We start from the raw sequence: 22,731 nt of genomic DNA, 5'->3' as shown, positions 1-22,731 counted from the left end.
CTTTCCGGTGCTATGACACCGGAAAGTGCTCACAAGGCCGCAGGCCACCTACCGCGGAGCGCAGCGCCGGGCCGCGTCCAGGGCGACCGCCCGCAGCCCACCGCCGCCGTGGCCGCCGCCGTCGGTGAACACCCGCCGCTGGTGGGCGGCCCCGGTCTCGCCGGCCAGCACCCGCGCGCACCCGGCCCGCGCCCGCTCGCCGTCGGCCCCGAGCGCCGCGTCCACGTGCTCGAGCAACGCCTCGACGACCGTGTCCGCCCCGGACGCCCGGCCGGTGCGCGGGTCCACGAGGACCCCGGCCTCGGCGTCGTGCCCCGGCACGCAGCCCGACCGCGCCGCGCGCCAGTGCGCCAACCGCAGCGCCTCGACGGTGCTCGTCGGGGCCGGTTCCCCGGCCGCCCAGGCGCGTGCCGCGGTCTCCACCAGGGCCCGCGCCAGCAGGGCGACGACGACGGCCTCCTCGACCTCGCCCGCCACGTCGGCGACCCGGACCTCCACCGTCGGGAAGGACGCGGCCAGGCGGGCGTCGAAGTAGACCATCCCCTCGTCGAGGACCGTCCCGGTCGCGATCATGGCGTCGACGGTGGCGTCGTAGGCGGCCGGGGTCCCGAACACCGGCGTGGGTCCCGCGGACGGCCAACGGGCCCACACGAGGGACCGGTAGCTGGCGTGGCCGGTGTCGTCGCCGCGCCAGAACGGCGAGTTGGCCGAGAGGGCCCGCAACACCGGGAGCCACGGTCCGATCCGGTCGAGCACGCCGACGCCCTCTTCCCGCGAGGCGATCTCCACGTGCACGTGCTGGCCGTTGGTCAGCTGGGCGGAGGCGACCGGGCCGAAGCGTTCGAGGATGCGGCCGTATCGCCCGGGGGGCGGGTCGAGCGGGTCCGGGGCGACGGGCGAGGTGGCCAGTGCGGCGACCGCCGCGCCCTGGGAGGACGCCGCGTCGGCGGCCGTCCGCCTGCGCGCGAGGAGGTCCGCCGCCAGGGCGTCCGCCTCGTGGTGCGGGGTGCTCCCCGTCTCGACCTGCTCGGTGCGCATCTCGCCGTCGAGCTCGTCGCCGGCCTCGTCCGCGTCGCGGACCGCCCCCGAGAGACCGAGCGGGCGCCCGTCGTCGGGGTCGACGAGCAGCATCTCCTCTTCGACGCCGAGGCGGCGCGCACCGGGTTCCACGACCAGGGATCATCGTGGTGTGGCTGCGCGCGAGGCGGACCGGGGTGCCAACGGGGACGGCTGGGTGCACTGTGCGCAGGGCCACCGGCACTGGGGGCGGTTCGGGGCGGCGGGCCTGCTCGTCACGGCCGAGGAACGCCTGCTGCTCGCGCACCGGGCGTTCTGGAGCCACCACGGCGGCACCTGGGGCATCCCCGGCGGAGCCCGCGACGGTGCCGAGACCGCCCACGACGCGGCCCTGCGCGAGGCGGCGGAGGAGACCGGCCTGGACGCCGCGGTCGTCGTCGTGCGCGGTGAGACGGTCGACGACCACGGCGGCTGGTCCTACACGACGGTGCACGCTGGGCTGACCGTCCCGCCGCCGGCGCTCGAGCCCACCGACGGCGAGGCCACCGAGCTGCGGTGGGTGCCACTCGGCGAGGTCGACGACCTCGATCTGCACCCCGGGTTCGCCGGCTTCTGGCGCGGACCTCACGCTCCGGCGCACTGACGCGGCCGGGGAGAACGCCTAGCGTGGCCGCCATGGCCGAGACCTCCCCCCGTCGCTCCGCTCGCCCGGGCCCGGATCCCGCTGACTTCCTCGCGGTCGACGCCGAGCTGTCCGCCGAGGAGCGCGACATCCGCGACGCCGTGCGGGACTACGCGAACGCCGAGCTCGCTCCCCGCATCGCCGACTGGTACGAGTCGAACACGCTCCCGCGCGACATCGCGAAGGGTCTGGGTGCGCTCGGTCTGCTCGGCATGCACCTCGAGGGCTACGGCTGCGCAGGGACCAACGCCACCTCGTACGGGCTGGCCTGCCGCGAGCTGGAGGCGGTCGACTCGGGGCTCCGGTCGTTCGTGTCGGTCCAGGGCTCGCTCGCGATGTTCGCGATCCACCGCTGGGGCACCGAGGAGCACAAGCAGCAGTGGCTGCCCCGGATGGCCACCGGCGACGCGCTCGGGTGCTTCGGGCTGACCGAGCCCGACGCCGGATCCGACCCCGGCTCGATGCGGACCCGCGCCCGCCGCGACGGTGCGGACTGGGTGCTCGACGGCGCCAAGATGTGGATCACCAACGGGACGCTGGCCGACGTCGCCGTCGTGTGGGCCCAGACCGACCCGGACGCCGGCTCGCAGGGGATCCGCGGGTTCGTCGTGCCCACCGACACCCCCGGGTTCAGCGCGAACGAGGTCAAGCACAAGCTCTCGCTGCGTGCCTCGCTGACCGCCGAGCTCGTGCTCGAAGGCGTGCGGCTGCCCGCGGACGCGATGTTCCCCGAGGTCGCCGGCCTCAAGGGGCCGTTGTCGTGTCTCAACGAGGCCCGCTACGGCATCCTGTGGGGTGCCGTCGGTGCGGCCCGCTCCTGCTTCGAGTCGGCGCTGTCCTACGCGATGGACCGCGAGCAGTTCGACAAGCCCATCGCCGGTTTCCAGCTCACCCAGCGCAAGTTCGCGGACATGGTCGTCGCCGTGAACCAGGCGAACCTGACGGCTGCGCGGATCGGCAGGCTCAAGGACGCCCACGAGCTGCACCCCTCGCAGGTCAGCTTCGGGAAGATGGCGAACGTCCGCGCGGCGCTCGACGTCGCCCGGACGGCGCGGACGATCCTCGGCGGCAACGGGATCACGCTCGAGTACCCGGTCTTCCGGCACATGACCAACCTCGAGACGGTGCTGACCTACGAGGGCACCGAGGAGATGCACGCGCTCTCGATCGGGCAGGCGCTGACGGGCCTCGCCGCGTTCCGCTGAGCCGGGTCCGGGTTCGCCGCGGTCAGGCGGGCGGGGCGGTGCACACGCGGTCGCGCCCCGCACGCTTGGCCTCGTAGAGCGCGCTGTCGGCGGCCCCCACGAGCTCGTCGACCGTGCCTGCCGCACCCGGGCTGGCGACACACCCGATCGACGCGGTGAGTCCGCGGATGCGTGAGGCGCCGCCCGGGCCGGGCACGGTGACGTCGATGGCGCCGATGCTCTTGCGCAGCCGTTCGGCCGTGCCGGTCGCCGAAGTGGAGTCGACGCCCGAGAGCAGGACGACGAACTCCTCGCCCCCGAACCGGCCGACGGCGTCGTAGGCCCGGACCTCGGCCGAGAGGGTCGCGGCCACGGCCCGCAGGACCTCGTCACCGGCGAGGTGGCCGTGGGCGTCGTTGACGGCCTTGAAGTTGTCCAGGTCGACCATGAGGACCGCGAGCCCGGTGCCGACGCGGCGGGCGCGCTCGAGCTCCTTCGCGGCGATCTCGGCCCAAGCGGCCCCGTTGGCGAGCCCGGTCTTGGCGTCGGTCCGCGCGGCGTGCCGGAACTGGTCCACCAGGACGCCGCGGTGCAGCGTGATCACCGGGACCAGCAGGATCGGGACGAGCCACGGCGAGGCGGCGGCCAGGACGGCGAGCGCGGCACCGAGGGCGAGCGCCCCGAGCCCGAGCAACGTGTCTGCCGGGCTCGCCAGATGGCGTCGCACCGACGACGACGGCGAGATCAGCAGGATGATCCCGACGACGAGCCCGTGGTTGACCGTCCAGCGGGCGAGGGCGGCCAGGGCGATGAGGACGAGCCCCGCCGGGCCTGCCGCGGCCCCGAGCAGCGTGCCCCGGTCGACACCGAGCAGGACGAGGGCGGCCGCACCGGAACCGAGTACCACGGTGGCCCACGAGAAGATCCAGCGATGCGGCGGCGGGCGCTGCTCGTTGCGGATCCACCAGTACGCGAACGTCGCGGTGACCAGCACGAGCGCCGGCCCGAGGTGGATGAGCAGCAGGCCCGCGAACGTCCACATCGACTTGAGGTCGATGAACGGGCGGTCGTTGCGTGAGATGCGGATGCGCTCGATGTGCCGGGCCGCCTCGGCGTGCACGGCGGCGCCGAGGAAGAGCAGACCGCCCACGATCCAGTCCTGGCCGTTGACCGGCCGCCAGAGGAACCCGGCGACGATCGTGGCGACGGCGAGCGCGTCCACGGCCAGCACGTAGCCGAGCGCGGGGGGACGGAGCGACCAGAGGCTCCAGCGGGCCGGGGAGAGCGGGGCGAGGAGCCCCGGGGACCGCGTGCGGCGCGTGAGCTCCCGAGCGTCCTGGCCCGGGGGCCGCGCGCGCGGAGCGGTCACGTTCTGCTGCCTCCGAAGCCGCGAGTCGGCCGCTGGCGATGTCCCTGGTCGCCTCGGCCGGAGCCCCCGCGTCCGCCGTTCACGCCCTGCCTGGTCACGTCAACGGTACCGCGCGCTGCTGTGGCCGGAACGTGTGGATCACCCTTTCGTGGCTTCTCACCTGGATGGTTGACGCCCGGTCGTCGTCTAGTGACCGAGGGCCACAGGAGTCACCCTGGAGTCGTCCGACCGCAGAGCGTGATCAGGTCCGGTGTCCGACCGGGGCCTGCCGCGCTCACTCCGAGTCACATTTCTCCCTGCGAAGGGGACCTCGTGCCGTGCACGGGTGCTGCCGCACACGGTCACGGGGTGCGATCACGAAGGAGCACCGATGAGCACCACCGATTCCGATTCGAACTGGGTCCGCGGGGACTCGAACTGGGTCCGGCGCGGCGCGCCCTCGGTCGCCGACGACTCGAACTGGGTGCGCGACGCGCACTGGCGGGACGCGAACTGGCGCTGACCGGCATCTGACGACCGGGCACCTCCGCACGCCTGCTCACGCGGCGTCGGAGGTGCCCGTCGTCGTGCCCTGACGGCCGGCGCCTGCGGGGCGCGCTCCGCGGGCGCGGGTCCACGCGAGCGCGACCCCGAGGGCGACGACGACGCCGAGCGCGCCGCTGATCGCCACCGCGACCGACGGCGAGCTCTGCTGGGCGACGAGCCCCGAGACGAGGACCCCGAGCCCCTGCGTGACCCGCAACGCCGTCACGGCCAGCCCGAAGGCCTGGCCCCGGTGGGCGTCGGGCACGGCCGCGACGAACGCCGCGTTGGCCGGGACCTGGTAGGCGCAGCAGAGTCCGGAGAGCATCCACAGGCCCACCACCGCGGCCAACGGCGGGTCCAGCGCGGAGGCGACCAGCGGCACGCACGAGCCCACCGCGAGCGGGCCGAGCAGCCGTACCCGGGCCTCCGGGGCGACGAGGCGCGTGAGCGCCACGATCCCCACGGCGGCCCCGAGGGGGTTCGCCGCGAGCAGGACCCCGACCGCCACCGTCCCGGCGCCCAGTTCGGCGGCGTAGGGCGCGGCCAGTCCCTCGACGGTGACCACGAACGCCGAGACGCACGCGAGCGCGATCAGCGAGCGCAGCCGGGCGTCGCGGCCCACGATCCGCGCGCCCTGGCCGATGCGCGCCACCGCCTCGCGCACCGCCGCCGCCCAGGCGCGGAACCCGGCGCCCGCCGTCGTGGAACGCGCCGTCGTGGAACCCGCCGTGCCCTCGGCCCGTTGCTCGGGCACGCCGAGGCGCAGGACCGCCGCCGAGACCAGGAAGCTCGCCGCGTCCAGGCCGAGCGCGGGGGAGACCCCGACGGCGGCCACCAGAGGCCCTCCGAGGGCGAAGCCCAGCACCTGCGCGGACTGGTAGGTGGTGCCGATGAGCGCGGCGCCTGCGACGTAGCGGTCGCCGTCGAGCAGGTGCGGCAGGATCGCCGAGCGCGCGGCCAGGAAGGGGGCCGCGAGCATCTGGACGGCGACCAGCAGCGTGGCCAGGGCGGGCAGCGGCATCCCGGGGACGGCCATCACCGCGACGAGCACGGCACGGGCCACGTCGGTGACGACCATCGTGGCGCGTCGTGGGAAGCGGTCCGCGAGCCCGGAGAGCAGCGGGCCGGCGACGAGGTCGGGCAGGAAGGTCAACGCGTAGGTCAGCGCGGTGAGGGCGGCCGACGCGGTGCGGTCGAACACCAGCACGGTCAGCGCGACGCGGGCGACCTGGTCGCCGACGATCGACAGCAACTGCCCGGCCCAGAGGCGCCGGAAGGGGCCGACGGCGAGGGCGTCGCGGAAGGAGGCGGGGCGGTCGTCGGGACCGGCCTCCGCCTCCTCACGGTCGCTCTCCGCCATCGTCCGATGACGTTAGGCGATCGGGCCCGGCGGGGTCGACGGATTCACGGCGCGCGACACGCCGAACACGCGGACCACTGGCGCATCAGGGGTCTCACCGGGCACACTCCTCCGCGACCGCGGACGTGGGTGGTTCACCAGTCGGCCACGGGCGTGATGAGGACGTTGGGGAAGACGCTTCTCGTCTCGACCGGAGGTCAGCAGTGAGCACCCGTGGCGTGGTCTACGTCCACTCGTCGCCGCCTGCGGTCAATCCGCACGTCGAGTGGGCCATCTCGGGCGTCCTGGACGCCCGTGTCGTACTGGACTGGACCGCGCAGGACGCGGCCCGGGGCCAGATGAGGGCCGAGTGTTCGTGGACCGGCCAGGTCGGCACCGGCGCGCGCCTGGCGAGCGCCCTGCGTGCCTGGGGCATGCTGCGCTTCGAGGTCACCGAGGAGCCCAGCCCCGGCACCGACGGCGAGCGCTTCAGCCACGTCCCCGGCCTCGGTCTCTGGCACGGCCGCACCAGCGCGAACGGCGACGTCGTGCTCGGGGAGGACCAGGTGCGCGCGGCCATGGCCGCGGCGCGCCGGGACGGTCGCGACGCGCTGCACCACGGTCTCGACGAGCTCCTCGGCCGTCGGTGGGACGACGCCCTCGAGCCGTACCGCTACGCCGGCGACGGCGGGGCGGTCGGTTGGCTGCACCGGGTGGGCTGAACACCACGGGTCGGGCCCGGGCTGGCAGAGTGATCCCCATGTCACACGCGTCGATCCGACTCCCGGAGTGACGCGGTCCAGGAGCGGCAGGCTGGCGTGGCTCGTCCGGCCTGCGGTGACCGTCCCGATCGTGCTCGTCGTGGTGCTCGTCGTTCTCGGCGCCGTTGCGGCGGGGCTCGCGGGCCGGGCCTCGGGAACCGCGCGCGACGCCCTCGGCGACACCGGGCCCGCACTGGCCGGAGTCGCACTGCCCGACGACGGGTCCGCAGGCCCGCCGACCGTGGCGCTCTCGCCCTCGGCAGCCCAGTCCCCGCGGGCGAACGAGATCCGCGACCTCGTGCAGCGCCAGGTCGACGCCCGGAACTCGGGGAACTACGAGGGCTGGGTCGCGACCTCGTCGGCGACCTCGGCGGCGTCGGTGTCCTCCGCGCAGTTCGCCGACCGCAACCGCACGGTCAAGGTCGGGTCGGTGATCCTCCGGCGGATCGACCCGGTGGGTGACGACGAGTACGTGGTCCCGATGGGGATGATCACCACGCAGGACCCGGCCGCCGCGCCGCGGGACGTGCCCGTGCCCCGGCTGTGCTGGCAGGTCGCGACGACCGTGGTCACCGAGCGCGGGACACTGCGCATCGTCGACCCGATGGCGGGCAGTTCGTTGCGGACGCCGTGCTAGGTGGGCTTCGCCCTTGTGAGCACTTTCAGGGGTCATAACCCCGGAAAGTGCTCACGGGAGCCAAAGGCTCACCTGCTGCGTCCAAGCCCATGTGGAAGACCCCGAAGCATGGCAGCGGCTGCGGCGCGACCAGGGGAATGTCGTGCGCCTCGAGCAGGCCCTCGCTCAGGGAATGACGGGCGACGCGATCCGGGCCAACGTGGCCGCGCGACGGTGGGTCCCGTTGTTCCGCGGCGTGTACGCCCTCGTGACCGGCGAGCCGACACCCGCGATGTGGCGCCGCGCGGCGCTGCTGTTCATCCGCGGGCCGGCTGTGCTGAGCCACGCCACGGCCGCGGCCGTCCTGGGCCTCCCGGGGGCGGACGAGAAGGGGCCGATCCACGTGACCGTCCCGTACGGGTCGTCGGCCCGCGGATGCGACGGCATCGTCGTGCACCGCAGCCGTGCCTTCGACCACATCGTCCAGAAGAACTCCGACCCACCGGTGACGACGAAGGCGCACACCCTCGTCGACCTCGCGATCGCCTCGCCCGACGCCCGGGAAGCGATGCGGGTCCTGACGGCGGGCGCGACCCAGGCTCACGTCGCGGGGGAGCGCATCCTGGAGGCCCTCACGGTCCGGCGTCCTCGTCGATACCGGACGGCGTTGCTGGCGGCGGCCAAGCTCTTGATCGAAGGGGTCGAGTCCGTCCTGGAAGCCGCCTATGCCGACGACGTCGAGCTGGCCCACGGGCTCCCGGTCGGCGTGCGGCAGGTCGCGAGAGTGGTGGAAGGGCGGCGCCGGGCGGAGGACATCGAGTACGCGATGCCGGGCGGTGTGCTGACCGTCCGGTTGGACGGCTGGCGGACGCACGCGAACCGTCGGACGGCCCGCGTCGACCGGGCTCGGGACAACGCCGCCGAGCTCGAGGGTCGGTCCCGGCTCACCTTCGGCTACGAGGAGGTCCACGACACCCCGTGCGCGGTCGCCCGCAGCGTCGCGGCCCGACTTCGCCAGCTCGGCTGGACCGGGAGAGCCCAGAGGTGCCGCGCATGCGTGTGAGCACTTTCCGGGGCCATAACCCCGGAAAGTGCTCACATGGCCGAAGGCCACCTACAAGGGGATGTTCCCGTGATGCCCCCGCCCGGCCGGGGCGCCTGCGAGGGCGTCGACCAGGCGGGCGCGTGACTGGGCGGGGTCGATGATCTCGTCGACCACGCCGATATCGAGGGCGCGGTTGACCCCGCCCGCGGTGCGCTCGTGCTCCTCGGCGAGCTCGGTGTGCAGGGCCTCGCGCTCCTCCTCGGGAGCGGCCGCGAGCTGCTTGCGGTTGAGGATGCCGACGGCGGCCTTGGCGCCCATCACGGCGACCTCGGCCTCGGGCCACGCGAAGACCGCGGTCGCCCCCAGCGAGCGGGAGTTCATCGCGATGTACGCGCCGCCGAAGGACTTGCGGGTCACCAGGGTCACCCGCGGCACGGTGGCCTCGGCGAACGCGTGGAGCAGCTTCGCCCCGCGCCGGACGACGCCGTCCCACTCCTGGCCCACGCCGGGCAGGTAGCCGGGAACGTCGACGATCACCACGAGCGGGATCCCGAACGCGTCGCAGAGCCGCACGAACCGCGCGGCCTTCTCCGCCGACGGCGAGTCCAGGCAGCCGCCCAACCGCAGCGGGTTGTTCGCGATCACCCCGACCGACCGACCGCCCAGGCGGCCGAACCCGGTCACGATGTTCGGCGCGTACCGGGCCTGCAGCTCCTCGAACGGCGACTCGGCGGAGTCCTCCCCACCCGCCACCGGGTCGAGCAGCTCGCGCAGCAGCGGGTGCACGTCGTAGGCACGCTTCTTCGCCTCGGGCAGCAGCGCGCGCAGGTCCGAGGCCCGGGTCTGGCGCACGTCGAACGAGCCCGGCGTCGAGAACAGGTCGGTCAACCGGCGGGCACGCGCGAGGGCGTCGGGCTCGGAGTCGGCGACGATGTGGACCACGCCGGAACGCTTGCCGTGCGCGTCCTGCCCGCCGAGGCCCTCGGCGTCGACGGTCTCACCGGTCACCGAGCGCACCACGTCCGGACCGGTCACGAAGACCCGGCCCTGCGGGGCCATGATCACGACGTCGGTCAGCGCGGGCCCGTACGCGGCGCCACCGGCGGCCGGGCCGAGCACGACCGAGATCTGCGGGACCTTGCCGGAGGCCCGCACCATCGCCGCGAACACCTGCCCGACGGCGTCGAGCGCCTGCACCCCCTCGGCCAGCCGGGCGCCGCCGGAGTGCCACAGCCCGATCACCGGGCAGCGCAGCCGCAGCGCCGTGTCGATGGCCTCCACGATGTGGCCGCAGCCGTCCCAGCCCATCGCCCCGCCCATCACCGAACCGTCGGTGATGTAGACGACGACCCGGGAGCCGTTGATCCGCCCGTGGGCGGCCATCGCCCCCGAGGAGTCCGGCGGGCGCAGCGGGGAGAACGTGCCCTCGTCCAGCAACGCGACCCCTCGCACGTACGGCGAGCGCGGGTCCAGCTCTTCGGTCGCGGGCAGGGACGTCGGGCCGGGCAGCGCCTGCGAGGTGTCGGCGGCGGCGGGACTGGCGGGGGGACGGGAGTCGAGGGCGGTCATGCGATCTCCTCTCCGGGCCGCCGTCCGCCGGTCGGGCGGACGGCGGTGGGCAGGGTGGACGGCGCGGTACGGGTCGGCGGACCGCACCGTCCGGGAGCGGCCTGGTCGGGGGGACGGGGCCTCGTGGTGCCGCGGGGCGGCACCGGGTCAGGCAGGTGTGACGGCGAGCGCGACGTTGTGTCCTCCGAAGCCGAAGGAGTCGTTGATGGCGGCGTCGAGCGTGACCTTGCGGGCCTCGCCGCCGACGACGTCGAGCTCCACGTCGTCGTCGAGGTCGGTGAGGTTCGCCGTGGGCGGCACGAGTCCCTCGCGGACCGCCAGGATCGTGGCGATGGCCTCGACGGCGCCGGCCGCGCCGAGCAGGTGCCCGAGCGAGCCCTTCGGGGCGGTGAGCACGGGGTGGTCCCCGACGGCCTTCCGGACGGCCACGGTCTCGGCCACGTCACCGACCGGGGTGGAGGTCGCGTGGCAGTTGACGTGCCCGACGTCGGACGGGTCCAGCCCGGCGGTGCGCAGGGCCGCCGCGATCGCCCGCGACTGGCCGTTGCCCTCGGGATCGGGCGCCGTGATGTGGTACGCGTCGGCGCTGGTCCCAATGCCCGCGATCCGCCCGTGGACGGTGGCCCCGCGCGCCTTCGCGAACTCCTCGCGCTCCATCACGACGATGCCCGAGCCCTCGCCGAGCACGAAGCCGTTGCGCTTCGCGTCGAAGGGGCGGGAGGCCAGGGCCGGGTCCTCCCAGCCGGTGGCCATGGTGCGGGCCTGGCAGAACCCGGCGAGCGTGATCGGCGCGATGCACGCCTCGGCACCGCCGGCGACGACGACGTCGACCTCGTCCGCCTGGAGCATGCGCCAGCCCCAGGCGATGGCCTCGGCGCCGGACGCGCACGCCGACACCGGGGCGTGGATGCCCGCGGCGGCCCCGAGCTCCAGCCCGACGTGGGCCGCGGGTCCGTTCGGCATGAGCATCGGGATCGTCAGGACGGCGACCTTGCGCAGTCCCTCGTTCTCGAGCAGGTCGTCCTGGTTCAGCAGGGTGGTGGCGCCGCCGATCCCGGTGCCGATGACGACGGCGAGCCGCAACCCGTCGACCTTCGACGACCCGTCCTCGGTCGACGGGTAGTCGCCGAGGTCGGCGTGCTCCCACGCCTGGCGGGCCGCGACGATCGCGACCTGCTCGGAGCGGTCGAGGCGTCGCATCTCGACGCGCTTGAGGACCTCGGAGGGCTCGACGGCGAGCTGGGAGGCGAAGTCGACGGGGAGCTCGAAGCGCGAGTAGTCCTCCGACAGGGGCCGCGTCCCGCTGGCGCCGGCCAGGAGGCCGTCCCAGGTGGACTGCACGTCTCCGCCGAGCGGGGTCGTCGCGCCCATCCCGGTGACGACGACCCCCCGGCCGGCGGCGCTCACGAGTGCGAGGAGATGTAGTCGACGGCGTCGGACACGGTGCTGAGCTTCGCCAGCTCGTCGTCCGGGATCTTCACCCCGAACTTGTCCTCGGCCTGCACTGCGATCTCCACCATTGAGAGGGAGTCGATGTCGAGGTCGTCGACGAACGACTTCTCGGGGGTGACCTCCGCGGCGTCGACGCCGGCCACCTCCTCGACGATGCTCGCGAGGTCGGGGAGGATCTCTTCCTTGGTCGCCACGTGGTTCCTTTCGGTTGGGTGACTACGTGCTGTGCGGGAAACCTAAGGGGTCAACCCCTCAGGGAAGGACAACGACCTGGCCGCCGTACGACAGGCCGGCTCCGAAACCGACGAGCAGCGCCACGTCTCCGGAGCGCACCCGCCCTGCCCCGCGCATGTGGTCGATGGCCATCGGGATGGACGCCGACGAGGTGTTGCCGGAATGGACGATGTCGTCGGCGACGACGAGATCGTCGCGTGCACCGTTCGACTTCAGCTTCTTCGCGATCGCCTCGACGATGCGCAGGTTGGCCTGGTGGGGGACGAGGACGTCGATGTCCGCCGGGGTCAGGCCCGCCTTCTCCAACGCCTCCATCGCGATCGGCGCGATCTTCGTGGTGGCCCAGCGGAAGACCGCCTGGCCCTCCTGGCGCAGGGAGTTCGTCTCGTCGATCTTGATCGTGGAGACCAGGTCACCCGCGGCGCCCCAGGCGACCGGGCCGACGCCGACCTCCTCGGGCGTGGTGGCCGGACCGAGCACGGCCGCGCCCGCGGCGTCGGCGAAGATGATGCAGGTCGACCGGTCGTCCATGTCGAGCCAGTCGGAGAGCTTCTCCGAGCCGACGACGAGGACGTGGCGCGCGGTGCCCGAGCGGATCATGTCCGCGGCCATGCCGGTGCCGTAGCAGAAGCCGGCGCACGCGGTGTTGACGTCCATCGCGCCGATGCCGTTGACCCCGATCCGGTCGGCCAGTTGGGCGGCCGCGTTGGGGATGGGATTCGGCATCGTGCAGGTGGCGACGATGACCGCGTCGAGGTCGGTGGGGGAGAGGCCGGCATCGGCGAGGGCCTTCGAGCCCGCGTCCACGCCCATCGAGACGACGCTGTCGGCCTCGGAGGCGAAGCGGCGCTCCGCGATCCCGACCCGGCTGCGGATCCACTCGTCGTTGGTCTCGACGCGCTGGGCGAGCTCGTCGTTGGTGACGATGCGGTCGGGCTGCGAGCTGCCGAGGCCCAGGAGGCGGGCGCCGGCGACGGGGTCGGGCTGGCGGATGACCGAACGGAGGCTCATCCCTGTCCACCTCGGACGAGGTCGACGGCCGCCGCGAGATCTTCCGGCGTGGACACGTTCACGGTGGCGGTTCCCTTGATCTGTCGCTTGACCATCCCGGTCAGCGTTCCGGCCGGCGTGAGCTCGACGGCGCCGGTGATGCCGCGCTCGCGCAGGGTGTCCATGCAGGCGTCCCAGCGGACCGAGAGCGTCACCTGGGCGACGAGCCGGTCGAGGACGTCGGAGCCCGAGGTGACGACGGCGCCGTCGGCGTCGGAGAGCAGCGCCAGCACGGGGTCGGCCGGGGCCAGCTCCTCCCGGTGCTCGCCCACCCACGCCGACAGGGCCTTCTCGGCGGGCTCCATGAAACGGGTGTGGAAGGCGCCCGCGACGGCGAGGGGCCGGACCCGCGCGCCCTCGGGCGGCTCGGCGGCGAGGGCCTCGATGTCGGAGGTGCGCCCGGCCGCGACGACCTGGCCGGTGCCGTTGCGGTTGGCGGGCTCGAGGTCGTGCTGGGCGAGCGCGGCGAGCACCACGTCGGCGTCCCCGCCGAGCAGGGCGGCCATCGACGTCGGCTCGACGGCGCACGCCGCGGCCATCTCCTTGCCGCGGACCGCGGCGAGGGCGACCGCCTGCTCCGCGCTGAGCACACCCGCGATGGCCGCGGCCGCGAGCTCGCCGACGGAGTGCCCGCCCACGGTGGTCCCCTCCGGCAGGGCGTCCGCCGAGCCGAGCCTGCCGCCCAGCTCCCCGAGCAGCGCCTCGCCGGAGAGCAGCGCGGAGGCGACCAGCAGGGGCTGGGTGACGGCGGTGTCGGCGATCGCGTCCGCGTCCGCCTCGGTGCCCAGGTGCTCGAGGTCGAGCCCGGCGGCTTCGGAGAACGCCGCCAGCCGCTCACGGCTGCCGGGGCGCTCCAGCCACGGCGCGAGCATGCCCGGCTTCTGGGCGCCCTGACCGGGCGCGAGGATCGCGATCACACTCAGTACCCCACCACGCGAGGGTTGCGCGCAGCAGACGTCGCGGTGACGAATCCTCGTCGGGGATCGTTGTGGGGTTCCTACAACTCGGCGGGTGAACGCCGAGTGACGTCGGAATCGATCGAGACTCCGATCGGGGCCCTGCCCGGCCGCAGATGACCGCGTCGCCGCAGGTCAGCGCCTCGGTGCGGATTGGGTCCCGCTCGAAGTCGTGCGCAACCGGTCCAGCGCGATGGCCATGTGCAACAACCGCGATCCGCGCGCATCGGACGCGTGCGCGCCGGTGAGGTCGGCCACTCGACGCAGCCGGTACCGGACGGTGTTCGGGTGCACGTAGAGCGAGCGCGCGCAGGCCTCGAGCACACCGGCGTGCTCGAGGTAGGCGTCCACGGTCTCCATGAGCGAGCCGCCCGCCTCCCGCAACGGGCGCGCCACGTCGCGGATGAGCACCTCCACGGCGGCGGAGTCGCCGGCCAGCACCCGCTCGGGCAGCAGCTCGTCGGCGGATACCGGACGCGGTGCCCCGGGCCACGCGGCGACCGCCCGGTGCCCCGCCAGCGCGCTCGCCGCTGAGCGGTGGGCCTCGAGCAGCCCGGGGACGACCGGACCCGCGACGACGGGTCCCGGTCCGAACGCGTCGGCCAGGGCGAGGGCGGCCTTGGACTCGCCGCGCGTGAGGTCGGCGACGCGGGCCGTGGGCGGCGGCTCGTCGTCGCGCTCCGCGGGCTCCGTCGGGTCGGCGTCGTGCGGGCCTGCGGTGTCGTGCGGGCCTGCGGTGTCGTGCCTGGCGTCGTCGAGGGACATCACCATGACCAGGTGGGAGCCGTGGGCCCCGAGCAGCACCGAGACCCCCGCCCGGTAGGCGGCGCGGCGCACCCCGTGCAGCGGGTCCGGGCCCTCGGGGCGGGTGGGATCCTCGGGGGTGGGTGGATCCCCGACGAGGGTCACCGCGCGCACCGCGGGGTCCCAGCCCAGCGCCGAGGCGCGGGAGAGCAGGGCGCCGTCGGAGTCGCGGTCGCCGCGGACGACGGCGTCGACGACGAGGGCTTCGAGGCGCGCGTCCCAGGCGCCGCGCGACTCGGCGGCCGAGGCGTACACGGTGGCCGCGGCGAAGGCGATCTCGCGGCCGAAGCGCAGCACGGCGGCGACGAGGGCGGCGCGCTCGGTGCGGTTCCCGGCGAGGGCCGGGATGCGGTCCTCGAAGACCTCGGTGGCGATGCGGACGAGCTCGACGGTCTGGCGCAGGGTCATCCGGCGGGCGAGGTCGGGCGGGGCGCTGCGGAAGGCCTCGGCGGTCAGGCGGGGAGTGGCGTCCGGGTCGCGCAGCCAGGTGACGAAGTTGGCCGCGCCGAGCTGGGTGACCATCAGGACGCCCGCGCGCTGGTCGGCGGTCAGGCGGGAGAACCACGGCAGCCGGGCTGACATCTCGGCGACGCCCGCCCCGGCGACCCCACCGGTGTCGAGCTCGAGACGGCGCAGCGTCGCCTCGGACACCGGGCGCTCGCGGCTGCCCGCCATCAGCCCACCTCCGCCCGTCGGCCGCACTGCCGTGCCCAGTCTGCCTCGCGCACCCGGCCGGGACACGAGAAACGGGGCCCCGGTCGAACCGACCGGAGCCCCGTCCTGTGTGACGTGTGTGTGCTGCTTACAGCGGCGTGACCTGAACGGCCTGCAGGCCCTTCTGGCCCTGCTCGACGTCGAACGAGACGCGCTGCCCCTCGTCCAGGGTCCGGAACCCGCGGGACTGGATCGCCGAGTAGTGGACGAAGACGTCAGCGCCACCACCGTCGGGAGCGAGGAAGCCGAAGCCCTTCTCGCTGTTGAACCACTTGACGGTGCCTTCTGCCATTCCTGCTCCTCATACCGATGTCCCGAGGGCTTCTTCCTACCCTCGGCCTTCAAGCCGCCGCCGGAGCGATGTACTCCAACCGCCGGACCCGCCGGGCGCCCCCGTTGGCTACGAGGTGGACCGCGCGGTCGGCGACAGCCTAGCGGCATCCGCCGTCGCTGAGACCAGCCCCGACCGCCGAAAAGTCACCGGGAAGTCACGCCCGGGACGGGTGCCGGGCCGCGCGACGGGAGATCCGGACGATCACGCCACGCCGCTGTCCGAGTCCTGCGGCCCGGCGGCCTGCGGGTCGTCGATCTGGTAGCGGCCTGCCGCGTCGCGCACGGTCGCCAGGTCGACCTCACCCCGCCGCGCGAGGGCCGCGAGGACGGCGACGACGACGTTCTCGGCGTCGACCCCGAAGTGGCGCCGCGTGGCCGGACGGGTGTCGGAGAGGCCGAAACCGTCCGTGCCCAGCGTGGTGTAGTCGCCGGGCACCCACGGGCGGATGAGGTCGGGCACCGCGCGCATCCAGTCCGAGACCGCGACCACCGGGCCGGCCGCCTCGGCGAGCGCCGTCGTCACGAAGGGCGTGCGCGGCTCGTCGTCGGGGTGGGCCTGGTTGTGCTGCTCGCAGGCGACCCCGTCGCGGCGCAGCTCCCCGTAGGACGTGGCCGACCACAGGTCGGCCTGCACGCCCCACTGGGACGCGAGCATCTCCTGCGCCTTCTGCGCCCACGGCATCGCGACGCCGGAGGCGAGGATCTGCGCCCGCGGCCCCGGGCCGCCCGGTGCCTGCGCGTAGCGGTAGAGCCCGTGCAGCAGACCGTCGACGTCGATGCCGTCGGGCTCGGCGGGCTGGCGGTAGGGCTCGTTGTAGACGGTCATGTAGTACATGACGTTCGGGTCGCGACCGGCCTCGACCGGCGCCTCGCCCGCCGCGCCGTTGCTCGACTCGCCGAACATGCGCTCCAGCCCGTCGCGCACGATGTGGCCGATCTCGAACGCGAACGCCGGGTCGTACGCCACGACGCCGGGGTTGGTCGCCGCCAGCAGCAGCGAGTGCCCGTCGTTGTGCTGCAGGCCCTCGCCGACGAGCGTCGTGCGCCCCGCCGTCGCGCCGAGCAGGAACCCCCGGGCCATCTGGTCGGCGGCCGCCCAGATGCCGTCGCCGGTGCGCTGGAAGCCGAACATCGAGTAGAAGATGTAGATCGGGATCATCGTCTCGCCGTGGGTGGCGTAGGACGTCCCGACGGCGGTGAACGAGGCCACCGACCCGGCCTCGTTGATGCCCTCGTGCAGCAGCTGGCCGGTCTCCGACTCGCGGTAGGCGAGCAGCTGGTCGGCGTCGACCGAGGTGTAGAGCTGGCCCTGCGGGTTGTAGATCTTGAGGTTCGAGAAGAACGAGTCCATCCCGAACGTGCGCGCCTCGTCGGGGATGATCGGGATGACGCGCTTGCCGATCTCGTCGTCGCGGGTGAGCTCCTTGACGAGGCGGACGAACGCCATCGTCGTCGCGATCTCCTGCTTGCCCGAGCCGCGGCGCACGACGTCGTAGACCTTGTCGCCGGGGAGCACGAGCGGCTTGCTGCGCAGCCGGCGCTCGGGCAGCGCACCGCCGAGCTGGCGACGGCGCTCGTGCAGGTACTCGATCTCCGGGGCGTCCTTGCCCGGGTGGTAGTACGGCGGCAGGTACGGGTCGCGCTCGAGCTCGGCGTCGCTGATCGGCACCCGGACCTCGTCGCGGAAGGTCTTGAGGTCGTCGAGGGTCAGCTTCTTCATCTGGTGGGTCGCGTTGCGGCCCTCGAAGTGCGGGCCGAGCGTGTAGCCCTTGATCGACTTCGCGAGGATGACCGTCGGGCGGCCCTCGTGCTCGAGCGCCGCCTGGTAGGCCGCGTAGACCTTGCGGTAGTCGTGCGCGCCGCGCTTGAGGTTCCAGACGTCGTCGTCGGAGAGGTCCTTGACGAGGTCCTTGGTGCGCGGGTCGCGTCCGAAGAAGTGCTCGCGGACGTAGGCGCCGTCGTTGGCCTTGTAGGTCTGGAAGTCGCCGTCGGGCGTGGTGTTCATCAGGTTGATCAGGGCGCCGTCGCGGTCGGCGTGCAGCAGCCGATCCCACTCGCGGCCCCAGATCACCTTGATGACGTTCCAGCCCGCGCCGCGGAAGAACGACTCCAGCTCCTGGATGACCTTGCCGTTGCCGTGCACCGGCCCGTCGAGGCGCTGCAGGTTGCAGTTGACGACGAAGGTCAGGTTGTCCAGGCCCTCGGCCGCCGCGACGTGGATGGCGCCGCGGGACTCCGGCTCGTCCATCTCGCCGTCACCCAGGAACGCCCAGGTGTGCTGCTGGGAGGTGTCCTTGATCCCGCGGTTGGCCAGGTAGCGGTCGAAGCGCGCCTGGAAGATCGCGTTGATCGGGCCGAGGCCCATCGACACCGTCGGGTGCTCCCAGAACCACGGCATCAGCCGGGGGTGGGGGTACGACGGCAGGCCGCCGCCCGGGCCCGCGTGCGAGAGCTCCTGCCGGAAGCCGTCGAGGTGCTCGGCCCCCAGGCGTCCTTCCAGGAACGCGCGCGCGTAGATGCCGGGGGAGGCGTGGCCCTGGATGTAGACGTGGTCCCCGCCGCCCGGGTGGTCCTTGCCGCGGAAGAACCAGTTGAACCCGACCTCGTAGAGGCTCGCCGCCGAGGCGTAGGTGGAGATGTGCCCGCCGACCCCGACGCCGGGGCGCTGCGCGCGGTGCACCATCGTCGCCGCGTTCCAGCGGATCCACGCACGGTAGCGGCGCTCGGTGTCCTCGTCGCCCGGGAACCAAGGCTCCTGGTCGGTCGGGATCGTGTTGACGTAGTCGGTCGAGAACAGGCTCGGGACCGCGACGCGGCGCTCGCGGGCGCGCTGGAGCAGCTGCAGCATCAGGTACCGGGCGCGCTGCTGCCCCGCGCCGTCGAGCACCTGGTCGAACGACTCGATCCACTCGGCGGTCTCGTCCGGATCGATGTCCGGGAGGTGCGTCGAGAGACCGTCACGGATGACATGGACTCGGGAGTCCCGGGGTGGGTTCTGCCCGGAGTCGTTCTGCGTCGACAACTGCTGCTGCTCCTCGTCGCGTGGGTCCGACGGTCGGGGTCCGGCCTGCCCGGTTCGGCGGGCGTTCGGAACCGATTCTGCCTGCGGGGTCACCGCAGGTGTGTCCATCGTCGTCCCCCGTGGCCTCGCCGTCATCTCTACCGGCGAGTAGCCGCGGTGTGTGTCGGGCGCCGGCCGGGAAGCCTTGTCACGAGGACGTCACGACCTACGCCGCGTGGCTGGTTGCGCGCGATCGCGCGGGAGTGTTCGCTGTGCGTGACGGACGGGCGTCAGACGGGCGCCCCCACCCGGCACCGAGGAGGGACGAGAGACGTGGTCGCGGCCGCGGGGGACACCGACGGCAGCCGGAGCGATATGGCCGGCAAGCTCGGGGTCGAGCCGGGGATGATCGTCCAGGAAGTCGGCTGGGACTCGGACGTGGACGATGGCGTCCGCGAGGCGATCGAGGAGCGGAGCGGTGAGTCGCTCCTCGACGAGGACGCCCAGGAGGTCGTCGACATCGTCGTGCTCTGGTGGCGCGACGGGGACGGGGACCTCGTGGACACGCTGATGGATGTCCGGTCACCCCTCGACGAGAACGGTGTTGTCTGGGTTCTGACGCCCAAGACCGGCTACGACGGGCACGTCGAGCCCTCGGACATCGCCGAGGCGGCGCCGACGGCGGGTCTCTCCCAGACCTCCAACGTGAACGTGTCCGACGGCTGGGTCGGGACCCGGCTCGTCGCACCGAAGTCGGGGGGGCGCACCCGCCGGTGAGGACGGTCGGGGCGGGCTCATCGCTAGGGTGAGGCCCGACCCGCACGGTCCCCATCGAAGGAGACGCACCCCATGACGGTCGAGGTCGGCCAGAAGGCCCCCGGCTTCACGCTCAAGAACCAGGACGGCGCGGAGGTCTCGCTCTCCGACTTCGCCGGTAAGCAGGCCGTGCTCCTGGTCTTCTACCCGTTCGCCTTCTCGGGCATCTGCACCGGCGAGCTGTGCTCGGCGCGTGACGACCTGTCGGCGTTCCAGAACGACGACATCCAGATCCTCGGTATCTCGGTGGACACCACCTGGTCCCTCAAGGCCTGGGCGACCCAGGAGGGTTACACCTTCCCGCTGCTCTCGGACTTCTGGCCCCACGGTGCCGTCGCCGAGAGCTACGGAGTGTTCTCCTCGGACCTCGGCTTCTCCTTCCGCGGGACTTTCCTCGTCGACAAGGACGGGATCGTGCGCTTCGCTGAGCACAACGGTCCCGGCGACGCCCGCAACCAGCAGGGGTGGCGCGACGCCATCGAGGAGCTCAAGGCCTCGGCCTGACGGACTTCTCGTGCGTGCGTCTCCGCGCTTCCGGCGCGGACACGCACGCTCGGGCGCGTAGCTCAGCGGAAGAGCACCGGCCTTACAAGCCGTCGGTCGCAGGTTCGAATCCTGCCGCGCCCACCGAGGCACTCTGACCTGCGATAATGCGGTTGAGGCCGTGAATGAAGTGATCTCTGCGACGGCTGCTGAGGCCTGTTACGGGGTTTGTCGAACGCACAGCGCACGTCGACTGGATAACAGTGTTGGGGCGCGAGCGGCGGTCGTCAATCGGAAGACCCCTCCGTCGACGCGTACGTAGATCTTCTTTGTGGTCGCGCGGCTCGGCAGAGGTCCTGCGCCTTATGCAAGTGCCGTTCCTGCAGGGGCACAGCGCTCGTCGCGTCGCCCGACGTGCGGCCCCCACTGGTACGGCGACAGCCCGGGGGGTGAGCAGCCTGCGCTGCGACCCTCGATAGCCTCCGGAGTTGTGGAGGGTCAGGGGTCGTGAGCGAGATGCCGACCTGGAATGGCTTCCTGGTGACAGTCCTCGAGGTCCTCAAGTCCGGTGAGACGCTGCGCGCCCGCGAGGTTCAGGACCGAGTCGCTGACCACGTCGGGTTGACGGTCGAGCAGTGTGCGGAAGTGCTTGACTCTGGTCAGCCTCGCTTCCGCAACCGGGTCGTGGGGCAGTCTCATCTCTGACTCGAGCGACGGCGCTCGAACGTCCGCGTCGCGGTGCCTACACGATCACCGAGCTCGGTCGCCGGCTGCTCGCGGAGCATCCTCAACGCCTCGACGAGGTTCATCTGCGTCAGATACCGGCCTGCCGCGACCACGTACCGACCAAGCGCGGCGTCGCCGTCGGCGGCCCCGATGTGGGCGCGCCGGCTACGAAGAGGACGTACTCGATCCGGTCGAGCAGATCGACGCCGGCATCTCCCGTTTGAGAGCTGATGTTGCGTCCGAGCTACTGATGCGATTGCGGGCCGCGTCGCCGAGCTTCCTCGAGCAAGCCGTGCTCGATGTTCTCGTGGCTATGGGTTACGGCGGGGTAGAGCAACGCGCCCGCCGTATCGGCGGCAGCGGCGACGGCGGCGTAGACGGCGTCATCGACCAGGACCCTCTCGGTCTGGCCCACATCGATGTGCAAGCCAAGAAGTACGGACACGACAACATTGTCGGTAGACCGCAGGTTCAGGGATTCCTGGGAGCGCTGCACGGTCAGCAAGCGAACCAGGGCGTATTCATCACCACGAGCAGCTTCACGCGGGAGGCTGTCGACTATGCGCGCTCAGTGGCCGCGAGCATCATCCTCATCGATGGTGAACGGCTCGCTCACCTGATGATCGACCGCAGGGTGGGCGTGCAGGTCGTGCAAACGTACTCAGTTGTGAAGCTCGACGAAAACTACTTCGAGTAGATAGCCGACGGCCGCTTGCAGGAGGACGGTGGCCTGTCAATCGTCAGGCCGTCGGTGGACGACCAGCTCGGCGGAGCGAAGCTCGACGAAGTCCGCGTCGGTCAGTGCCGCAACGACGTTGTCAAGGTGCCGTTCGAACAGCGCGAGTAGTGCGGTGTTGCTGATGTTGCCGGTGGCGACGACCAGGAGACGTCGGGGTGAGCCGGTGATGTGGTGGCCGTCGCGAAAGTCGGCGTCCTTGGTGACGACGACGCGGCCCTCGGCGTCAGCATGTGAAGCGATCTGCGCGTCGGTGGTTCGGTTGCCGCCGGGCAGCTCGGTGGTGTGCAGGGCGTCGTGGCCGGCAGCAGCCAGGGCGCCGGCCAGTTTGGCCGGTAGCTGGGCGTCAACAAGGAACTTCACGCCGCGCCGAGCGGAACCGTCCTGCTGCGGCCCGCGGTGAGCGCGCCGTACTCCAGGGCTGCGAACAGGTCGTCGCGCTCGAGGTCGGGATAGTCCGCGAGCACTTCGTCGACCGTCATCCCGGACGCGAGCAGCTCGAGCAGCATGGCGACCGGGTAGCGCAGGCCGCGTACTGTGGGCTGCCCGTGGCAGACCTCGGGGTCGGTGGTGATCCGGCCGAGCCGTGACATGGCTCGACCGTACCCCGGCGGTCGAGACAGTCGAGCTCGTCGGACGGGGTCCTAGACTCGCGGTGCGAGGTTCCGAAGGTGCCCAGCATCGCTCTGAGCGGCTCGGGGCTTCGAGCATGGTCGGAAGTGAGCGTTCAGTGACTGGATAACAGTGCGCGGCGCTTGCCGTGACCTGCCTTTTCGCTGGTGAGCACAGCTGCGAGCCCGATTGTGCTTACAAGCCGTCGGTCGCAGGTTCGAATCCTGCCGCGCCCACGCAGGTCAGAGGCTTGTGAACGGTTGAGCCAGGCCTCCTGACAGCGGGCAGCCACGCCTGCGAGCAGACCGCGCAAGCGGGTCAGGTCTCTATCAGCGGTCGTTGGCGCCCTCCGGCCACGGTGACAACATCCCCCAGATCATGGACAACAGGGGCAGTCAGTCATGCCGTGGCCGGCGGCCTGCAAGCCCTACTCGGGCTTGATCAAGAAGGTAAGGGGGCCGCGGCGGGTGCTCGATGCGGCATCTCGTCCCTTTCCAGTCTCGGTGGGCGCTCGGTCTGGGGCGCAAGGTGGAGGTGCGCCAAGGAAGACAGACCTGGTCGATCTCTGAACCGCCCTGGGTGCGGTGGAGGCTCCTGAGCTTGGAAACGAGGATGGAGCCATGCCCCAGGAGCAGTCGGCGGGCAAGCCGACCACGCGCCGTTATAGCGAGCAGGAGAAGGCCGCGGCGGTGCGGATGGTGCGCACT

The 22,731-nt window shown here is 72.5% G+C and carries 23 protein-coding genes and 1 tRNA gene; 11 read left to right on the top strand and 13 right to left on the bottom strand.

Annotation, left to right across the window (positions count from 1 at the left end):
- Positions 1-48: 48 nt before the first annotated feature.
- A complete protein-coding gene (locus tag VGI02_RS02395; protein ID WP_331625641.1) occupies positions 49-1,170 on the bottom strand; it encodes a carboxylate-amine ligase in 1,122 nt (373 codons plus the stop codon).
- A gap of 19 nt (positions 1,171-1,189) precedes the next feature.
- Here VGI02_RS02395 and VGI02_RS02390 point away from each other — a divergent pair, with 19 nt between their 5' ends.
- Together VGI02_RS02390 and VGI02_RS02385 are read left to right on the top strand one after the other, a co-directional pair.
- Positions 1,190-1,660 (top strand): NUDIX domain-containing protein, encoded by a 471-nt coding sequence (locus VGI02_RS02390; protein WP_331625640.1) that lies wholly within the window; start codon positions 1,190-1,192, stop codon positions 1,658-1,660.
- A 32-nt stretch (positions 1,661-1,692) separates the two neighbouring features.
- Entirely contained in the window at positions 1,693-2,904 is a 1,212-nt protein-coding gene (locus tag VGI02_RS02385) for an acyl-CoA dehydrogenase family protein (protein WP_331625639.1), read from the top strand.
- A gap of 22 nt (positions 2,905-2,926) precedes the next feature.
- Here the strand turns inward: VGI02_RS02385 and VGI02_RS02380 are convergent, their stop codons facing one another.
- A complete protein-coding gene (locus VGI02_RS02380) occupies positions 2,927-4,252 on the bottom strand; it encodes a sensor domain-containing diguanylate cyclase (protein ID WP_331625638.1) in 1,326 nt (441 codons plus the stop codon).
- A gap of 370 nt (positions 4,253-4,622) precedes the next feature.
- Between VGI02_RS02380 and VGI02_RS02375 the strand changes: the two genes are divergently transcribed.
- A complete protein-coding gene (locus VGI02_RS02375) occupies positions 4,623-4,754 on the top strand; it encodes a hypothetical protein (protein WP_331625637.1) in 132 nt (43 codons plus the stop codon).
- Between the two features lie 36 nt (positions 4,755-4,790).
- Here the strand turns inward: VGI02_RS02375 and VGI02_RS02370 are convergent, their stop codons facing one another.
- The gene (locus VGI02_RS02370; RefSeq protein WP_331625636.1) at positions 4,791-6,137 is read right to left on the bottom strand and encodes an MFS transporter; all 1,347 of its coding nucleotides are present in this window, start codon (positions 6,135-6,137) and stop codon (positions 4,791-4,793) included.
- Between the two features lie 203 nt (positions 6,138-6,340).
- On the opposite strand from VGI02_RS02370, the gene VGI02_RS02365 reads away from it, so the two are divergent.
- The 3 genes from VGI02_RS02365 (at position 6,341) to VGI02_RS02355 (ending at position 8,556) form a co-directional block, all read left to right on the top strand.
- The gene (locus VGI02_RS02365) at positions 6,341-6,838 is read left to right on the top strand and encodes a DUF3145 domain-containing protein (RefSeq protein WP_331625634.1); all 498 of its coding nucleotides are present in this window, start codon (positions 6,341-6,343) and stop codon (positions 6,836-6,838) included.
- Between the two features lie 115 nt (positions 6,839-6,953).
- On the top strand, positions 6,954-7,514 hold the full coding sequence (locus tag VGI02_RS02360) for a hypothetical protein (RefSeq protein WP_331625633.1): 561 nt from the start codon (positions 6,954-6,956) through the stop codon (positions 7,512-7,514).
- Between the two features lie 142 nt (positions 7,515-7,656).
- Positions 7,657-8,556 (top strand): hypothetical protein, encoded by a 900-nt coding sequence (locus VGI02_RS02355; RefSeq protein WP_331625632.1) that lies wholly within the window; start codon positions 7,657-7,659, stop codon positions 8,554-8,556.
- Between the two features lie 51 nt (positions 8,557-8,607).
- Here the strand turns inward: VGI02_RS02355 and VGI02_RS02350 are convergent, their stop codons facing one another.
- From VGI02_RS02350 to aceE, 8 genes are all read right to left on the bottom strand, one after another.
- Positions 8,608-10,107: an acyl-CoA carboxylase subunit beta gene (locus tag VGI02_RS02350; protein WP_331625631.1), complete on the bottom strand. Its 1,500-nt coding sequence runs from the start codon at positions 10,105-10,107 to the stop codon at positions 8,608-8,610.
- Between the two features lie 147 nt (positions 10,108-10,254).
- Positions 10,255-11,514, bottom strand: a complete 1,260-nt coding sequence (locus tag VGI02_RS02345) for a beta-ketoacyl-[acyl-carrier-protein] synthase family protein (protein WP_331625630.1) — start codon at positions 11,512-11,514, stop codon at positions 10,255-10,257.
- Entirely contained in the window at positions 11,511-11,753 is a 243-nt protein-coding gene (locus VGI02_RS02340) for an acyl carrier protein (protein ID WP_331625629.1), read from the bottom strand. The genes VGI02_RS02345 and VGI02_RS02340 overlap by 4 nt, the downstream gene beginning before the upstream one ends.
- 58 nt (positions 11,754-11,811) lie before the next feature.
- Positions 11,812-12,804 carry a beta-ketoacyl-ACP synthase III gene (locus VGI02_RS02335; protein ID WP_331625628.1) on the bottom strand — a complete coding sequence of 331 codons (993 nt, stop codon included), beginning with the start codon at positions 12,802-12,804 and terminating at the stop codon, positions 11,812-11,814.
- Positions 12,801-13,760, bottom strand: coding sequence for an ACP S-malonyltransferase (locus VGI02_RS02330; protein ID WP_331625627.1), 960 nt, complete (start codon positions 13,758-13,760; stop codon positions 12,801-12,803). Before VGI02_RS02330 ends, VGI02_RS02335 begins: the two co-directional genes overlap by 4 nt.
- A gap of 174 nt (positions 13,761-13,934) precedes the next feature.
- Positions 13,935-15,278 (bottom strand): PucR family transcriptional regulator, encoded by a 1,344-nt coding sequence (locus VGI02_RS02325; RefSeq protein WP_331625626.1) that lies wholly within the window; start codon positions 15,276-15,278, stop codon positions 13,935-13,937.
- 127 nt (positions 15,279-15,405) lie between these two features.
- A complete protein-coding gene (locus VGI02_RS02320) occupies positions 15,406-15,609 on the bottom strand; it encodes a cold-shock protein (protein ID WP_018331418.1) in 204 nt (67 codons plus the stop codon).
- 243 nt (positions 15,610-15,852) lie between these two features.
- A complete protein-coding gene (gene aceE, locus VGI02_RS02315; RefSeq protein WP_331625625.1) occupies positions 15,853-18,672 on the bottom strand; it encodes a pyruvate dehydrogenase (acetyl-transferring), homodimeric type in 2,820 nt (939 codons plus the stop codon).
- 354 nt (positions 18,673-19,026) lie between these two features.
- Here aceE and VGI02_RS02310 point away from each other — a divergent pair, with 354 nt between their 5' ends.
- The 5 genes from VGI02_RS02310 to VGI02_RS02290 all read left to right on the top strand — a co-directional run bounded on the left by VGI02_RS02310 (position 19,027) and on the right by VGI02_RS02290 (position 21,373).
- Positions 19,027-19,428 (top strand): DUF3052 domain-containing protein, encoded by a 402-nt coding sequence (locus VGI02_RS02310; protein ID WP_331625673.1) that lies wholly within the window; start codon positions 19,027-19,029, stop codon positions 19,426-19,428.
- Between the two features lie 72 nt (positions 19,429-19,500).
- Entirely contained in the window at positions 19,501-19,971 is a 471-nt protein-coding gene (locus VGI02_RS02305; protein ID WP_331625624.1) for a peroxiredoxin, read from the top strand.
- Positions 19,972-20,022: 51 nt separating this feature from the next.
- Positions 20,023-20,094 (top strand) — tRNA-Val (locus tag VGI02_RS02300).
- 372 nt (positions 20,095-20,466) lie between these two features.
- Positions 20,467-20,655, top strand: coding sequence for a winged helix-turn-helix domain-containing protein (locus VGI02_RS02295; RefSeq protein WP_331625672.1), 189 nt, complete (start codon positions 20,467-20,469; stop codon positions 20,653-20,655).
- 271 nt (positions 20,656-20,926) lie between these two features.
- Positions 20,927-21,373, top strand: a complete 447-nt coding sequence (locus VGI02_RS02290) for a restriction endonuclease (protein WP_527249118.1) — start codon at positions 20,927-20,929, stop codon at positions 21,371-21,373.
- A gap of 36 nt (positions 21,374-21,409) precedes the next feature.
- Here VGI02_RS02290 and VGI02_RS02285 read toward each other — a convergent pair whose 3' ends face one another.
- Entirely contained in the window at positions 21,410-21,775 is a 366-nt protein-coding gene (locus VGI02_RS02285; protein ID WP_331625622.1) for a DUF5615 family PIN-like protein, read from the bottom strand.
- The gene (locus VGI02_RS02280) at positions 21,772-22,005 is read right to left on the bottom strand and encodes a DUF433 domain-containing protein (RefSeq protein WP_331625621.1); all 234 of its coding nucleotides are present in this window, start codon (positions 22,003-22,005) and stop codon (positions 21,772-21,774) included. Before VGI02_RS02280 ends, VGI02_RS02285 begins: the two co-directional genes overlap by 4 nt.
- Positions 22,006-22,731 lie beyond the last annotated feature (726 nt).

This window comes from Actinomycetospora sp., from assembly GCF_036497245.1.
GTDB lineage: Bacteria > Actinomycetota > Actinomycetes > Mycobacteriales > Pseudonocardiaceae > Actinomycetospora.
This window is presented reverse-complemented; position numbering and strand designations above follow the sequence as displayed.